This window comes from Streptomyces lucensis JCM 4490, from assembly GCF_014650035.1.
In the GTDB taxonomy this organism is placed as follows: domain Bacteria; phylum Actinomycetota; class Actinomycetes; order Streptomycetales; family Streptomycetaceae; genus Streptomyces; species Streptomyces lucensis.
Window position 1 is genome coordinate 498,626 of sequence record NZ_BMUE01000001.1, and the last position, 14,412, is coordinate 513,037.

Sequence of the window (14,412 nt, forward strand, 5' to 3'; positions counted from 1 at the left end):
GCGTCCGGTCCCGGACGGGGACCGGCTGACGGCACGACCCTACGCCAAGAGAAGTTCAACCTTCAACCAAAGGGGACGTGTGGTGATCCGCTTCACAGCCCCGGCCGCCGGCTCCCCGTCGCCCGGCCCCGCTCCCCCTCCCCCGCTACCCGGCGTCCTCGCCGGCCTCCTCCTCGGCCAGGGCGGCGTCCAGCCGGGCCCGCGCGCCCTCCAGCCAGCGCCGGCACACCCCGGCCAGCTCCTCGCCGCGCTCCCACAGCGCGAGGGACTCCTCCAGCGTCGTACCGCCCGCCTCCAGCCGCCGCACGACCTCGATCAACTCGTCCCGCGCCTGCTCGTACGAGAGCGCCTCGTCCACCCTGTCGGTCATTCCCCTGCCTTCACTGTGAATTCGCCTCCGGCGACCCGGGCCCGCAGCGCCTCGCCCCGCGTGACCTCCTCCGGGTCCCGGACCACATGCCCGTCCGCCCTCTGCAGCACCGCGTAGCCGCGCTTGAGCGTGGCCGCGGGGGAGAGGGCCACCACGCGCGCGTGCGTGTGCGTCAGCTCCGAGTCCGCGCGGTCCAGCTGGTGCCCGAGCGTGCGCCGGCTCCGCTCGACCAGCGACGCCAGGTGATCGGCCCGCTCGTCGATCATCCGGTGCGGGTCCTCCATCGAGGGCCGCGCCAGCGCGTGCGCCAGGCCGCGCTCCTCCCGCTCCAGGAGCGCGTTCACGCAGCGCCGGGCGCGGTCCCGCAGCATCCGCACCCGCTCCGCCTCCTCGCCCACGTCCGGCACGACCTTCTTGGCCGCGTCGGTCGGCGTGGAGGCGCGCAGGTCGGCCACGTAGTCCAGCAGCGGGGTGTCCGGCTCGTGCCCGATGGCGGAGACCACGGGCGTACGGCACTGCGCCACCGCCCGCACGAGCTGCTCGTCGGAGAAGGGCAGCAGGTCCTCCACGCTGCCGCCGCCGCGCGCGACGACGATGACGTCCACCTCGTCGATCCCGTCCAGCTCCTTCACCGCCTGCACGACCTGCGGGACGGCGTGCACCCCCTGCACGGGTACGTTGCGCACCTCGAAGCGGACGGCGGGCCAGCGGTGCCGGGCGTTCTCCAGCACGTCCCGCTCCGCGGCGGAGGCCCGCCCGCACACCAGGCCGATCAGCTGCGGCAGGAACGGCAGCGGCTTCTTCCGCTCCGCCGCGAACAGCCCCTCGGCCGCGAGCGCCTTCTTCAGCTGCTCCAGCCGGGCCAGCAGCTCCCCGACGCCGACGGGCCTTATCTCGGCGGCCCGCAGCGACAGCTGGCCACGCGGCGCGTACCACTCCGGTTTCGCCAGGACGACGACGCGGGCGCCCTCGCCGACCACGTCGGCGACGGAGTCGAAGACCTGCCGGTAACAGGTCACGCCGACCGAGATGTCGTGCGACGGATCGCGCAGCGTCAGGAAGACGACCCCCGCGCCCGGCCGCCGCGACAACTGCGTGATCTGCCCCTCGACCCACACCGCCCCGAGCCGGTCGATCCAGCCCCCGATCATCCGGGACACCTCGCCGACGGGGAGCGGGGCCTCGGGGGACGTGTTCACAGCCATGCGCCCGAGCGTATCGGCCGCCTCCGACAGGACGGTCCCGCGCCGGGCCCGCGAAGCGCCACCGGCCGCCGCTGCGGGCGGCCGTGCCCGCCCCACTACGATGGGACGCATGACCGCTTCGTCTGGCCGCCGTGTCCTGCTCGCCGCCCCCCGGGGCTACTGCGCCGGTGTGGACCGCGCCGTGATCGCCGTCGAGAAGGCCCTGGAGCAGTACGGGGCCCCGATCTACGTCCGGCACGAGATCGTCCACAACAAGTACGTCGTGCAGACCCTGGAGAAGAAGGGCGCCGTCTTCGTCGAGCGGACCGAGGAGGTGCCGCCGGGCAACATCGTGATGTTCTCCGCGCACGGCGTCGCCCCGGTCGTCCACGAGGAGGCCAGGCAGGGCCGGCTGGCGACGATCGACGCCACCTGCCCGCTCGTCACCAAGGTCCACAAGGAGGCCGTGCGGTACGCCGGCGAGGACTACGACATCCTCCTGATCGGTCACGAGGGCCACGAGGAGGTCATCGGCACCTCCGGCGAGGCCCCCGACCACATCCAGCTGGTCGACGGCCCCGAGGACGTCGCCAAGGTCGAGGTCCGCGACCCCTCCAAGGTCGTCTGGCTCTCCCAGACCACGCTCTCCGTGGACGAGACCATGGAGACCGTCGACGCCCTGAAGACGAAGTTCCCCGGGCTCGTCTCGCCGCCCAGCGACGACATCTGCTACGCCACCCAGAACCGTCAGCTCGCCGTGAAGCAGATGGGCGCCGAGGCCGAGCTGGTCATCGTCGTCGGCTCGCGCAACTCCTCCAACTCCAAGCGGCTCGTCGAGGTCGCCAAGCTCGCCGGCGCCCGCGCGGCCTACCTGGTGGACTTCGCCGACGAGATCGACGAGGCCTGGCTGCGGGACGTGACCACGGTCGGCGTCACCTCCGGCGCCTCCGTTCCCGAGGTGCTCGTCGAGCAGGTGCTGGACTGGCTCGCCGAGCGCGGCTACGGGGACGTGGAGATCGTCAAGGCCGCCGAGGAGTCCATCACCTTCTCGCTTCCCAAGGAGCTGCGCCGCGACCTGCGCGACGAGGCCGCCGCCCTGGTCGCCGAGCGCGGCGGGACCGGCACCTCCGAAGCGTGACCGTCAGTCGTCCGTCGTAACGTATGGCCATGCAGATCTTCGGCGTGGACATCGGTGGATCCGGGATCAAGGGCGCCCCTGTGGACCTGGACAAGGGCGACCTGGCCCAGGAGCGCCACAAGGTACTGACACCGCACCCGGCGACGCCCGACGGCGTGGCCGACGGCGTGAAGCAGGTCCTCGACCACTTCGGCTGGACCGGCCCGGTGGGCCTGACCTTCCCCGGAGTGGTCACGGGCGGCGCCACGGTCCGCACGGCCGCCAACGTCGACAAGAGCTGGATCGACACGGACGCCCGCGCGCTGTTCAGCGGCAGGCTCGGCGGGCTGCCCGTCACCGTCGTCAACGACGCGGACGCGGCCGGGGTCGCCGAGATGCAGTTCGGCGCCGGCCGTGACCGGCGGGGCACCGTCGTCCTGCTCACCTTCGGCACCGGCATCGGCAGCGCCGTCTTCGTGGACGGTGTCCTGGTCCCCAACACCGAGCTGGGCCACCTGGAGCTGAACGGCCACGAGGCCGAGAAGCGGGCCAGCAGCAAGGCCAAGGACGATCACGACCTCAGCTGGGAGCAGTGGGCGCGCCGCGTCAGGAAGTACCTCGCCCACGTCGAGATGCTGTTCTCGCCCGAGCTGTTCATCATCGGCGGCGGGGTGAGCCGCAAGGCCGACAAGTTCCTGCACCTCGTCGAGGGCGTCAAGGCCGAGATCGTGCCGGCCCAGCTGCAGAACAACGCCGGGATCGTCGGGGCGGCCATGCACGCCGCCCAGGCGCAGGGCCGGCCTCAGTAGCCGGCGCCCGGGGGACCGCCGGTCAGCCTCGGGCGTACCGGCGGGCCCGTACCCACAGCACCCGGCGGGTGAGCACGAGCACTCCCGTGGCCAGCGTCCCACCGTACAGCCAGCCCGCCTGCGTCGCGAGCCCCGTGACCAGCCCCAGCAGCCGCCCGAGCAGGCCCCCGCCGTCCTCGGAGACGGGGAAGAGCCCCACCGCGAACGCGATCGGCACGACGACGGGTGCGGTGAGCACGTCGCCGTCGCGGACCCACAGCGCGGTCAGCACGCACACCGGCAGGAACAGCACGCCGTACAGCGTCAGGGACGCCCCGAACAGCAGCTCGTCCAGCAGGCCGAGCAGGAACATCAGCGCCGAGCAGAACAGCCCGCTGCCGAGCCCGGTGAGCCGGAGGCCGGCCAGCCGTCCGCCCGGCGGCCCGGCCGGCGGGCGAGCGCCGGGCGGCACCGGCCGGGCGGCCCGCACCCGTCGTCCGGCCCGCTCCGCGCCCCGCGCAGGCCTGCCCGCGTCCGTCGCCCGCCGCGCCTGTGGCGGCAGCGACGCCGACGGTGTGCCGCGTCGCCGTGCGTTGTACGGGGGTCGCGTTCTGCGTTGCTCCATTGGACCAACTTAGGTCTGTTTATGTGCCCGGTCGGCCCTCAGACACGCCGATGGGCGGACCTTGACGCAGGGAGCGGCGCTCCCGGGAGTCCGCCGCCCGGGACGCCGTAGACTGGTGGATCGGCCAGTGTCCCTGGCCCCTGGCAGCCCCTGGCCCTCTCATCTACGGGAAGTCGCAACGTGTCGCTCACGATCGGAATCGTCGGCCTGCCGAATGTCGGCAAGTCGACCCTGTTCAACGCCCTGACCAAGAACGACGTGCTGGCGGCCAACTACCCGTTCGCCACGATCGAGCCGAACGTCGGCGTCGTCGGCGTCCCCGACGCCCGCCTCGCCCAGCTGGCCTCGATCTTCAAGTCGGAGCGCATCCTTCCGGCCACGGTCGACTTCGTCGACATCGCCGGCATCGTGCGCGGCGCCTCCGAGGGCGAGGGCCTCGGCAACAAGTTCCTCGCGAACATCCGCGAGTCCGATGCGATCTGCCAGGTCATCCGGGCCTTCAAGGACGAGAACGTCGTCCACGTCGACGGCAAGGTCTCGCCGAAGGACGACATCGAGACGATCAACACCGAGCTGATCCTCGCCGACCTGCAGACCATCGAGAAGGTCCTGCCCCGCCTCCAGAAGGAGTCGCGGATCAAGAAGGACGTCGCGCCCAAGGTCAAGGCCGTCGAGGAGGCCAAGGAGATCCTGGAGAAGGGCGACACCCTCTTCGCGCACGGCATCGTCCAGGGCACCGAGCGCAACGAGCTCCTGCACGACCTGCACCTGCTCACCACCAAGCCGTTCCTCTACGTCTTCAACGTCGACGAGGACGAACTGGTCGACGAGGACTTCAAGGAGGAGCAGCGCGCCCTGGTGGCCCCCGCCGAGGCGATCTTCCTCAACGCCAAGCTGGAGGCCGACCTCGCCGAACTGGACGAGGAGGAGGCCCTGGAGCTCCTGCAGTCCGTCGGCCAGGAGGAGCCCGGCCTCGCCACCCTCGCCCGCGTCGGCTTCAACACCCTCGGCCTGCAGACCTACCTGACGGCCGGCCCCAAGGAGTCCCGCGCCTGGACGATCAAGAAGGGCGCCACGGCTCCCGAGGCGGCCGGTGTGATCCACACCGACTTCCAGAAGGGCTTCATCAAGGCCGAGGTCATCTCCTTCGGGGACCTGCTCGACGCGGGCTCGGTCGCCGACGCCCGCGCCAAGGGCAAGGCGCGCATGGAGGGCAAGGACTACGTGATGCAGGACGGCGACGTGGTGGAGTTCCGCTTCAACGTGTAGCCGCTGACATGTCACCACATCGCTGATCTCGCAAATGTGCAGATCAGAGAGGGTCCGGCTCTTGGGAGTCGGGCCCTTTGTTCATTCCGTGCCGGGATGGTGCTGGGATGGCTGACCCCTCGTCACCTGCCGCGCTGAGGGGTCAGACGTCCTTGATCTGTACGCGGTCGCCGCAGAGTTTCGCCCAGTCGTCGCGGTCTGAGGTCAGTACGAGGACTGGTGCCAAAATGCGGAGCGCCATCGCGGCGACGAGAGCATCGATGGCGTACTTGTGCCCGTGAAGGCCGCCTGCGTCGCTCAGCAGCCGCACTGCGGTGAGACTGTCCGCCTGGGTGACGTCTTGGACCTGAAGGCGGGAGAGCAGCCAGCGCAGCCGAGCGGTGTCTGTTTTGCCGTGGACGGCCTCCACCACCGTCAGGGCAGATACGAGGACGGGCACGCCCACGCGTCGAGCGGCCTCGATTCGGGTGATCATCTGGCGGTCGTTGCGCAGGAGCAGCGACAGCGCCTGGGAGTCGAGAACCAGGGACCTGGCCGCGGGCTCTTTCACGCGGCGCTGTCGTTCGACGCGTAGGGCGCCGGTGCGTCACCAAACAGTTCGCTCTGCGCGGCCTGGACCTCGGCGTCGCTCAGCGGCTCGTGCTCGGCTTCGTAGGCGGTCACGATCTCGGCGAGGCCGTCCATGGCGAGCTGATGCCGGACCGCCGCCGTCACGTACGCGGACACGCCGCGCTTACCGGTACGGGTGCGCAGAGCGCCGATGAGTTCGGAGGGCATCGACACGGAGATGTTCTCCGTGCCACCGGGACGGGGTGACTTCATGGCCGCAAGTCTAGTACAGAAACTATTACAACGTCTGGAGTGCTGCTCGGCAACGGAGCGGGTCGGGCGGCCTTTGTGCTCCGTGTGCCCACCCCTCGTGGCGGGGCACCTGGTCTGCCTCAGCGGCAGAGCTTCATGATGGTGTCGTCGAAGTCAGGAAACTCCTGTGCGGCCTGCGCGATGATCGCCGTCGCCGAGGCTCGGCGGCCCGGGGCGAATCGCTCCGCGACGGCTGCCAGGTCGCGATTGGCCCGGGGAGCCCAGTCCGGTTCGGGCTCGTACGAGGTGGCTGCCTCCCACGGGCCGAAGCCGTCGGCCAGCAGCCACAGGAAGGCGCCCAGGTCGCGAGCGACGACGCCTGTCTCTCCCTCGGAGCCCAGAAAGACAACGGGCTGCTCCACCAGCTCCCGACCTGGACGAACCAGCCAGATCGCCGCGTTTCCGCCGGTGCCGTCCTGGCCGAACACGCGGAAGCCGTCGCCGTTCAGCTCGCTGTTGCCTGTCCACGCGCGGAACCACTCGGTGGTCTCATCGGCGGTCAGGAAGCCTTCGCAGGGTTCGAAGTCGACACCGTCCTCGCCGATGCGCTCGAGCCGGACCGCCATGGCAGCGGCGAGCGCGGCGGGGAACTGGCGATCTCCATCCGCGGACATGCGAACAGAATAGCGATCAGTCCGGGCCGTCAAGCCGTGGATACCGCTGGCGGGTCTCCAGCCGAGGTACCCGTGGGGCATGCTGTCACGGTGGGTGAATCCTCGAACGAGTGGCAGGCTTGGCTGAACAGTCTGGACGCGGGTGGAAGGGCGGCAGCGGAGTCGCTGCGCGCCCGATTCGAAGCACTCGGCGCAGTCGATGGTGGCGACTGGGCCAAGTCGGAGATCTGCGAGGACCTTCCACACCTCGCGCGGTTCATGCTGCTGCGAAGTCTGTGGCGCGGTCCGATCGGCAGCTGGTCCGGTCCGGATGCCTTCGACCAGCTTCCTGCCGCCCAGCGCCTCCTTGCTGCTGGGGCGAACGAGGAGGATCTTGTTCGCCTGGCGCAAGTGATCGCCTTCGAGGCGGTGTGCGCGACGCTCGATGAGCTCGACTCAGGGAGCGATGTGAACGTGTCCGGCATCGATGTCGGATGGCTCGTCATGGAGTCGGCCGAAGACGGCTCCCCGACCGGGCGAGCTCTCTCGGGTCTGCACGAAGACCTCCTGTCCATGGACCCAAGCGGGCGCGATGGAGCGGACTTCTGGCACTAGCCCCGGCGCAGGGCCCACCGGGGCAGTCGTCGTCGATCCACACGGCGGGTACGTCGCCCAGCCAGGCGTCGACGTGCGAACTCCTACTCGCTCCGCCGGGGAGTGAGCCTGTCGAGGTCCAGGCTGATCTCGAAAGGCACAGGGCGCTTCAGAGTGCCTCGGAAGATGCCGGCGGGCGCGTACACGCCAGTCGGTTCGTCGAGTTCGTAGACGTGGACGACAGGGGCGCCGTCTTCGTCCTCGATGCACCAGTAGTGCGGGATGCCGGCCTCCGCGTACTTGCGCAGCTTGACCGTGCGGTCCCGGTGCGCGGACTCAGGTGAGACGACCTCGATGACCAGTCGCACCTCGTCCGGCGCGAACCAGGTGCGGTCTCCGTCGTAGTGGGCCGTCGTCAACAGCAGATCCGGCTCGGGCCGGTTTCGCTCGTCCAGCTTTATGGTCATCTCGCGGCCGACCCTGACATCGCCGGGCGCCTGCTGCATGAGAGCGACGGTGAGCATGGTGACGAGGTGGCCATGCCACCACCTCTGCGGCGACATCATGAAGACAAGCGCTCCGTCGATCAGCTCGGTGTGGCGGGGTGCGTCGGGAAGGCGATCCAGGTCCTCCGCGAACCAGCCTTCCTCGCGCGGCGGGCGCATCCAGTCGGGCAGTGCGGTCATGGCTCAACCGTAGCCACTCGACGAGACCGGGGCCACGAGATCGCCGATGGGGCGACCGCCGTTCCCGGCGTCCTGGAGGCCGGCGTCCGTCACCGGTGCTGATCCTGTGCCGACTCGGGTTTCGAGAGCAGTTCGCGGGGGGGCAAGGGGTCGGCACCCTCGGTGGTCGGCCCCTTCGCCGTGTCTCCACCGTGCGGCGGAGACGGACCAGCCCGCAGGCCGAGGCGGGGCGGGGGCGCGGTGGGGAAAGTGGATCACATGATGGGGAACGCGATCTCCGGCGTACCGCGCTGGGCCGTCCGTGCGGCCTACGCCGTACCGCTGCTCACCCTGCCCTCGGGCCTGTGGCGCATCGCCCTGGCCGCCGGGCTCCCGGTGGCGTCGGAGCCCGTGCGCACGGGCTGGGGCGTGGCCTACGTCCTGGTCCTGACGGCGGTCACCGAAGGGCTCGCCCTGTTGACGCTCGGCCTGGTGCAGCCGTGGGGCGAGGTGGTGCCGCGCTGGATACCGCTGGTCGGGGGCCGGGCGGTGCGCCCGCTCGCAGTGGTGGCCGCGGCGCTCGCCGGGGCCTGCCTGCTGTCCGCCCTGAGCCTGCTGGTCGGCTTCGTCCAGGGCGGCAATCTGGCGGACGGCGCCCTCACGGACACCAGGGCCCAGTCCGTCCTCCTCGTCGTCTGCTACACCCCGCTGCTCGCCTGGGCTCCGCTGCTCACCGTTTCGGCGATCGCGTACTACCGGCGGCGCACTGCTCCGACTCCGGTGCAGGATGGGGTACTTGAGGGCCGCTGAGTGGCGGCGGGACCCTCCGCACCGCCGACCGACCACGTCAGGAGTCCGCAGTGAGCACCGTGAACCACGACGTCCCCACCCTCGCTCCGCCCCGTGTCGAAGAGGTCGGTGAGGACGTCTTCGCCTACATCCAGCCCGACGGCGGCTGGTGGATCAACAACACCGGCTTCCTCGTCGGCGGGCGCGGGGTGATCAGCGTGGACGCCTGCTCCACGGTCCGCCGCACCCGCGCCTACCTGGACGCCATCGCCACGGTCACGCCGCAGCCGGTGCGGACCCTGATCAACACCCACCACCACGGTGACCACACCTTCGGCAACCACCTCTTCGACCGGGCCACGATCGTCGGGCACGAGGCCACCCGCGCGGGCGTCCTCGCCTGGGGGGAGCCGAAGTCCGCGCCGTACTGGACCGATGTCGACTGGGGCGACGTCGTGGTGGAGCCCCCGTTCCTCACCTACACCGACTCCGTGACGGTATGGGCGGACGAACTGCGCGCGGACGTACGCCACGTGGGTCTGCCGGCCCACACGACGAACGACTCGATCGTCTGGCTGCCCGAGCGCAAGGTGCTCTTCAGCGGCGACCTGCTGTTCAACGGCGGCACGCCCTTTCTCGTCCAGGGGTCGGTGGCCGGTGCGATCCGGGTCCTGGAGGAGGTCGTCGCGCCGCTGGGGGCGACGACCATCGTCCCCGGGCACGGCGCCGTGTCCGGCCCCGGCCTCGTCGACGACGTACTCGGCTACCTGCGGTTCGTGCAGAAGGCCGCCCGTGACGGCCGTGCCGCCGGACTCACCCCACTGGAGACCGCCCGCGAACTCGACCTGGGCCAGTACGCCGGCCTGCTCGACAGCGAGCGCATCGTCGGCAACCTGTACCGGGCCTACGCCGAACTGGAGGGCGGGCCGCTCGGCCGGCCCGTCGACGTCGGCGCGGCGCTCACGGACATGGTCGCCTTCAACGGCGGCCGGCCCCTGACCTGCCTCGCCTGAGCGCGGCCGGAGCCGTCCGGACGGCCGCCCGGAGTTCGGGGCGGGCCGCCCGGGCGCCGGTGTCACATCCCCGTCACCCGCGCCACCGTGAACGGCGTCCGCGGGGTGCCCGGTCCCATCGGGCCGCCCTTGTCGAACTGGGAGCGGACGACCAGCAGTCCGTGGTGGTCGTGGGCCAGGGTGGTCGGAATCCGGAGGCCGGGGTCGGTCAGGGTGCGGGTGAGGCGGGCACCGGTGCCGTCCGGGGACAGGTGCCAGCGGGTCAGGGTGTTGGTGGCGTTGTGGGCGACCCACAGGGTGCGGTGCGCCAGTTCCAGACCGTCGCCGTGCACCATGTCGCCGCCGTGCAGGGCGACCTGGCGCACCGAACCGTCGGCCACCGACACCCGGTACAGGCCCCCGCCGGTCATGTCGACGACGAACAGCAGGCGCCCGGTGCGGTCGGCGACGATGCCGTTCAGGGTGATGGAACCGGGCGGGTGCGGGGGCAGGGCACCGTTCAGGTCGTACCGCACGGTCAGCGGCGCCCGGCCGCCGCGGGCGCGGGCCACCTCGGCGGGGGTGACGCGGTAGACCAGCGGGCGCAGGCTGTCGGTGACGTACGCCGTGCCGTCGGCGGTGACGACGAGGTCGTTCAGGAACGGTGTCTCGTCCCGCGGCGCCTCGAATCGCGCCAGCAGGGAGCGGTCGCGCAGGTCGTACACGTCGACGCCGGTCGTGGAGTCGATGACCCACAGGCGGCCGGCGCGGTCGGCCTTCAGGCCGTTGGCGGTGGTCCGGCCGTCGGCGCCGGCCGGCAGGAAGACCTGGGCGGCGCGGCTCCCGGCCGCGGCGCGGTAGACCGCGCCGGTGGTGTACGAGCCGACGTAGGCGTCGCCCGTGCGCGGGTCCAGGGCGATGCCCTCGGGATAGGCGCGTTCACCGGGCAGGGTGAAGGCCGTCGAGACGCGGGGCCCGCCGGCGGCCCGGGCGGGCGCCGGGGCGGCGACGGCCAGGGCGGCGGCCGCGGTGGCGCCGGCGCCGGCGGTCAGGAACGTACGGCGGTGGATCGAACGGGACACGGGTAGCGGTGCCTCTCGAATCGGTTGAGCCATCACTTCGGTACGAGTGCGAAGGTAGATTAGAACCCTAATGATCGTCAACGCATTAATCACTGCTTGAGGGCGAATGGGTGTACGTGCCCGTTACCATGCGCGGGTGATGACCTCCATGCCCCCGTCCGAGCGCCTCGGCGCCCACCTCAAGCAGGCCGAACAGGCCCTGAGCGCGACCAAGGCCGCGGTGCTGAGGCCGGCGGGCGTGACGGTCGCGCAGTACTCGGCGCTGCTCCACCTCTCCGGCAAGCCCGGCATCTCCGCCGCGGCCCTGGCCAGGCTCTGCGGCGTGACGCCGCCCACGATGACCACGGTCCTGAAGAACCTCCAGGACCGCCGCCTGATCACGCGCACCCCGCACGAGTGGCACAAGAACGTCCTGGAGACCCGGCTCACCGACGAGGGCCGCGCCGCGCTGGCCGACGCCGACGCGCGCGCCGTACGCGTCGAGCGGGCCCTCGCCGCCGAGTTCACCGACGACGAGCGCGCGGCGCTGGCCGGGCTCCTCGCCCGCTGCGTCGGCGTGCTGGAGGAACAGCGCCCGCGGTGACGGGCCCGGTGGCCCCAAGGAGCGCACCGGACAACGCGGTTGACGGCCCCACGGCCCCACGGCCCCACGGCCCCGCGTGGCCCCGCCGCGCCCGCAACGGGCGCGCGCGGTCCGCGGTTTGCCGTGGTGGCCCGGACGCGGGGCTTCGATGTGTGAGCACGCCCGGCGCCGAGCACCTCTATACGGGGGAGAAAGCGCTGGGTAAAGCCCTCCCGCACCACATGTCATCACATCGAGTGATTCCCTGGCCTTTGCTTGCACGGCTCAACCCACGGTTGCCACGCTGTTGCTGTCTGTACAACCTGATGGGAGCGGCCAGTGACATTCGGTGAGCAGCCGGCGTACCTGCGTGTCGCGGGTGATCTCCGCAAGAAGATCGTCGACGGTTCACTGCCCCCTCATACCCGCCTCCCCTCGCAGGCCCGCATCCGCGAGGAGTACGGCGTCTCGGACACGGTCGCGCTCGAGGCGCGCAAGGTGCTGATGGCCGAGGGGCTGGTCGAGGGCCGCTCGGGTTCGGGGACGTACGTGCGGGAGCGGCCGGTGCCCCGGCGGGTCGCGCGCTCCGGCTACCGCCCGGCCGGCGGCGCCACGCCCTTCCGGCAGGAGCAGTCCGACGCCGCGGTCCGCGGCACCTGGGAGTCCCGCAGCGAGCAGGCCGAGGCCGGGGCCGCTGTGGCCGAGCGGCTCGCGATCCAGGCCGGGGACCGGGTCATGCGCACCAGATACCTGTTCCGGGAGGGTGGTGAACCGATGATGCTGTCCACCTCCTGGGAGCCGCTCGTCGTCACCGGCCGCACGCCCGTGATGCTGCCCGAGGAGGGCCCGCTCGGCGGCATGGGCGTGGTCGAGCGCATGCGGGCCATCGACGTCATCGTGGACAACGTCACCGAGGAGGTCGGCGCCCGCCCGGGCCTCGCCGAGGAACTGCACGTGCTCGGCGGCGTCCCCGGCCATGTGGTCCTGGTCATCCAGCGCACGTACTTCGCCTCCGGCCGTCCGGTGGAGACCGCCGACGTGGTGATCCCGGCCGACCGCTACCGGGCCGCGTACCACCTGCCGGTGAGGTGAGGCCTTCGGGGGTGCCGTGCAGGAACGTTCCCGGGACGCCGAGCGCCCCCGAAGTGAGGTAGCGCACACCCCTGGCCGCCCCGGGCGGGCGCCGACCCGGTCGCCGGGCCGCGGCCGGGGTCCGTCCGGTCGCCGCTATCCGGCCGTTCTCCCAGGTGGCCCGGGTCCCCGCCGGCAGGTCCCCGACTTCGGGCTGCCCCGTGCGTGACGGCGCGTTCGGTCCCGTGCGCCCCCGGCGTTCTGGCTGGTTGCGTACCTCTTTGTGAAAAGGCGTATTCGCTCCGTGAAGGTTGGGCGTACGCTCGGGCATATGCGGACTGCGGTTTCCTTATACGAGGCCTGGCGGGGGCCCGGGGCGGGACAAGGAGGGCGGGGCGGTGCGAGAAGGAGTCACGAGGGCGGTGGGGCCCATGAGTGAGGGCACCGTCTCCCTGCCCTGGATCGTGATACGGCAGGACGACAGCGGCAATCGCTACCGCGTCGGCCGGTACGCCACCAGGGCCGAGGCCCAGAAGATCGCCGACAGCCTCGACGACCGCGGGCACAAGCAGGTCTACTGGGTCGAGCGCATCGGCCAGAACGGGGACCGCGGCCACAACTGACCGACCGCGCGCTCCCGTAGGCTCCGCCCCATGACGTCCAGTACGGAACGGATCGTGGTGGTGGGGGCCGCCCTGCTCGACGGCGGCCGGCTGCTCGCCGCGCGCCGCAGCGCGCCCGCGGAACTGGCCGGGCGCTGGGAGCTGCCCGGCGGCAAGGTCGAGCCCGGCGAGCGGCCCGAGGACGCCCTGGTGCGTGAACTGCGCGAGGAACTCGGCGTCGACGCCGAGCCGGTACGGCGGGTACCGGGGGAGTGGCCGCTGCGGGCGCCGTACGTCCTGCGGGTGTGGACCACCCGCCTGCTCCCCGGCTCCCGGGCGCCCCAGCCCCTCGAGGACCACGACGAACTGCGCTGGCTGACCGCCGATGAGCTCTGGGACGTGGCCTGGCTGGACCAGGACGTGGCGGCCGTACGCGAGATCGAGGCCCTGGCCGTTCTCTGACCCGGCACGAGCACCGGCCGCGCCGCCACCGGCTTCACCCGCACCGCCCGACCGCCCCTACGCCGTTCGTCCCACAGCGCGCCGGCCCACGCGGTACTGCCCACCGGATATCGGGTATGGGCCCATTAACCCCACCAAACCGGGCATGGGTGGGTCCGCTGGCCTGGGAAGTGATCGGCGTGATCGAGACCGACGGCGACTGGGCCGAGTGGTCTTTCCCCGCGGAACCGGGCGCGGTGCGCGCCGCCCGCGCGGCGGTGCGCGGCCAGTTGCACGGCTGGGACCTCGACGGCGTCGCCGACCTCGCCGCCCTGCTGGTCAGTGAGCTGGTCACCAACGCGATGCGGCACGCCACCGGACCCATCGGCGTACGACTCGTACGCCCCGCCGGACTCGACGGCGCCCTGCGGGTGGAGGTGTCCGACCCGCTTCCCGACCCGCCGCGCGAGCGCGTCGCCCGGCCCGAGGACGAGAACGGCCGCGGTCTGCAGCTCGTGGCCGGTTCCTCGCTGCGCTGGGGCACCCGGCCCGGCGAGAACGGAAAAGCCGTCTGGTTCGAACTGGCGGTGCCCGGGTGACGCGGGAGCGTGCGCGGGTCGCGTGGGGGTGTACATCCACCGGCGTGCCGTCCACCGTGCGCTCAGCGCCCACTACCCGACCCCTCCGGGGTGATTCGCGGGCGTGTTCCCTGGTTAGAAGAGTGGAAGTGTTGTCACGGACCGGTCCGAAAAGCACCTCGACCGAGCTGTGATCGTGAACACCGTGTTGTGCGGCGCCGTAGTGCTG

General features: G+C 71.5%; 19 protein-coding genes. 11 read left to right on the forward strand and 8 right to left on the reverse strand.

Going from position 1 to position 14,412, the window contains the following annotated elements; translation table 11 throughout:
- Positions 1–145 precede the first annotated feature (145 nt).
- Positions 146–370 (reverse strand): exodeoxyribonuclease VII small subunit, encoded by a 225-nt coding sequence (locus IE177_RS02255; protein ID WP_190012976.1) that lies wholly within the window; start codon positions 368–370, stop codon positions 146–148.
- The gene (gene xseA / locus IE177_RS02260; protein ID WP_190012977.1) at positions 367–1,575 is read right to left on the reverse strand and encodes an exodeoxyribonuclease VII large subunit; all 1,209 of its coding nucleotides are present in this window, start codon (positions 1,573–1,575) and stop codon (positions 367–369) included. Before xseA ends, IE177_RS02255 begins: the two co-directional genes overlap by 4 nt.
- Positions 1,576–1,675: 100 nt before the next feature.
- Here xseA and IE177_RS02265 point away from each other — a divergent pair, with 100 nt between their 5' ends.
- Together IE177_RS02265 and ppgK are read left to right on the forward strand one after the other, a co-directional pair.
- Positions 1,676–2,692 carry a 4-hydroxy-3-methylbut-2-enyl diphosphate reductase gene (locus IE177_RS02265; protein ID WP_190012978.1) on the forward strand — a complete coding sequence of 339 codons (1,017 nt, stop codon included), beginning with the start codon at positions 1,676–1,678 and terminating at the stop codon, positions 2,690–2,692.
- 29 nt (positions 2,693–2,721) lie between these two features.
- Positions 2,722–3,480, forward strand: a complete 759-nt coding sequence (ppgK, locus tag IE177_RS02270; RefSeq protein ID WP_190012979.1) for a polyphosphate--glucose phosphotransferase — start codon at positions 2,722–2,724, stop codon at positions 3,478–3,480.
- Positions 3,481–3,502: 22 nt separating this feature from the next.
- Here the strand turns inward: ppgK and IE177_RS02275 are convergent, their stop codons facing one another.
- Entirely contained in the window at positions 3,503–4,084 is a 582-nt protein-coding gene (locus IE177_RS02275; RefSeq protein WP_190012980.1) for a DUF6542 domain-containing protein, read from the reverse strand.
- A gap of 180 nt (positions 4,085–4,264) precedes the next feature.
- Between IE177_RS02275 and ychF the strand changes: the two genes are divergently transcribed.
- Entirely contained in the window at positions 4,265–5,353 is a 1,089-nt protein-coding gene (ychF, locus tag IE177_RS02280; RefSeq protein WP_190012981.1) for a redox-regulated ATPase YchF, read from the forward strand.
- Between the two features lie 142 nt (positions 5,354–5,495).
- On the opposite strand, the gene IE177_RS02285 is transcribed toward ychF, so the two are convergent.
- The 3 genes from IE177_RS02285 to IE177_RS02295 form a co-directional block, all read right to left on the reverse strand.
- Positions 5,496–5,903: a type II toxin-antitoxin system VapC family toxin gene (locus tag IE177_RS02285; RefSeq protein ID WP_190012982.1), complete on the reverse strand. Its 408-nt coding sequence runs from the start codon at positions 5,901–5,903 to the stop codon at positions 5,496–5,498.
- The gene (locus tag IE177_RS02290; RefSeq protein ID WP_190012983.1) at positions 5,900–6,175 is read right to left on the reverse strand and encodes a hypothetical protein; all 276 of its coding nucleotides are present in this window, start codon (positions 6,173–6,175) and stop codon (positions 5,900–5,902) included. The genes IE177_RS02285 and IE177_RS02290 overlap by 4 nt, the downstream gene beginning before the upstream one ends.
- A 119-nt stretch (positions 6,176–6,294) precedes the next feature.
- The gene (locus IE177_RS02295) at positions 6,295–6,828 is read right to left on the reverse strand and encodes an SMI1/KNR4 family protein (RefSeq protein ID WP_190012984.1); all 534 of its coding nucleotides are present in this window, start codon (positions 6,826–6,828) and stop codon (positions 6,295–6,297) included.
- Positions 6,829–6,918: 90 nt separating this feature from the next.
- On the opposite strand from IE177_RS02295, the gene IE177_RS02300 reads away from it, so the two are divergent.
- Entirely contained in the window at positions 6,919–7,422 is a 504-nt protein-coding gene (locus IE177_RS02300; protein WP_229815854.1) for a hypothetical protein, read from the forward strand.
- Between the two features lie 83 nt (positions 7,423–7,505).
- Here IE177_RS02300 and IE177_RS02305 read toward each other — a convergent pair whose 3' ends face one another.
- Positions 7,506–8,087, reverse strand: coding sequence for a Uma2 family endonuclease (locus IE177_RS02305; protein WP_190012985.1), 582 nt, complete (start codon positions 8,085–8,087; stop codon positions 7,506–7,508).
- 258 nt (positions 8,088–8,345) lie between these two features.
- Between IE177_RS02305 and IE177_RS02310 the strand changes: the two genes are divergently transcribed.
- Both IE177_RS02310 and IE177_RS02315 read left to right on the forward strand, forming a co-directional pair.
- Positions 8,346–8,876 carry a hypothetical protein gene (locus tag IE177_RS02310; RefSeq protein ID WP_229815855.1) on the forward strand — a complete coding sequence of 177 codons (531 nt, stop codon included), beginning with the start codon at positions 8,346–8,348 and terminating at the stop codon, positions 8,874–8,876.
- A 50-nt stretch (positions 8,877–8,926) separates the two neighbouring features.
- Positions 8,927–9,868: an MBL fold metallo-hydrolase gene (locus tag IE177_RS02315; RefSeq protein ID WP_190012986.1), complete on the forward strand. Its 942-nt coding sequence runs from the start codon at positions 8,927–8,929 to the stop codon at positions 9,866–9,868.
- 62 nt (positions 9,869–9,930) lie between these two features.
- Here IE177_RS02315 and IE177_RS02320 read toward each other — a convergent pair whose 3' ends face one another.
- Positions 9,931–10,929, reverse strand: coding sequence for an SMP-30/gluconolactonase/LRE family protein (locus IE177_RS02320; RefSeq protein WP_229815856.1), 999 nt, complete (start codon positions 10,927–10,929; stop codon positions 9,931–9,933).
- A gap of 139 nt (positions 10,930–11,068) precedes the next feature.
- Between IE177_RS02320 and IE177_RS02325 the strand changes: the two genes are divergently transcribed.
- The 5 genes from IE177_RS02325 (at position 11,069) to IE177_RS02345 (ending at position 14,204) form a co-directional block, all read left to right on the forward strand.
- A complete protein-coding gene (locus IE177_RS02325; RefSeq protein WP_229815857.1) occupies positions 11,069–11,512 on the forward strand; it encodes a MarR family winged helix-turn-helix transcriptional regulator in 444 nt (147 codons plus the stop codon).
- Positions 11,513–11,830: 318 nt separating this feature from the next.
- Positions 11,831–12,583, forward strand: coding sequence for a GntR family transcriptional regulator (locus IE177_RS02330; protein ID WP_190012988.1), 753 nt, complete (start codon positions 11,831–11,833; stop codon positions 12,581–12,583).
- A gap of 410 nt (positions 12,584–12,993) precedes the next feature.
- Positions 12,994–13,185: an SPOR domain-containing protein gene (locus tag IE177_RS02335; protein WP_190012989.1), complete on the forward strand. Its 192-nt coding sequence runs from the start codon at positions 12,994–12,996 to the stop codon at positions 13,183–13,185.
- Positions 13,186–13,215: 30 nt separating this feature from the next.
- A complete protein-coding gene (locus IE177_RS02340; RefSeq protein WP_190012990.1) occupies positions 13,216–13,626 on the forward strand; it encodes a (deoxy)nucleoside triphosphate pyrophosphohydrolase in 411 nt (136 codons plus the stop codon).
- Positions 13,627–13,775: 149 nt separating this feature from the next.
- Entirely contained in the window at positions 13,776–14,204 is a 429-nt protein-coding gene (locus IE177_RS02345; RefSeq protein ID WP_190012991.1) for an ATP-binding protein, read from the forward strand.
- Positions 14,205–14,412 lie beyond the last annotated feature (208 nt).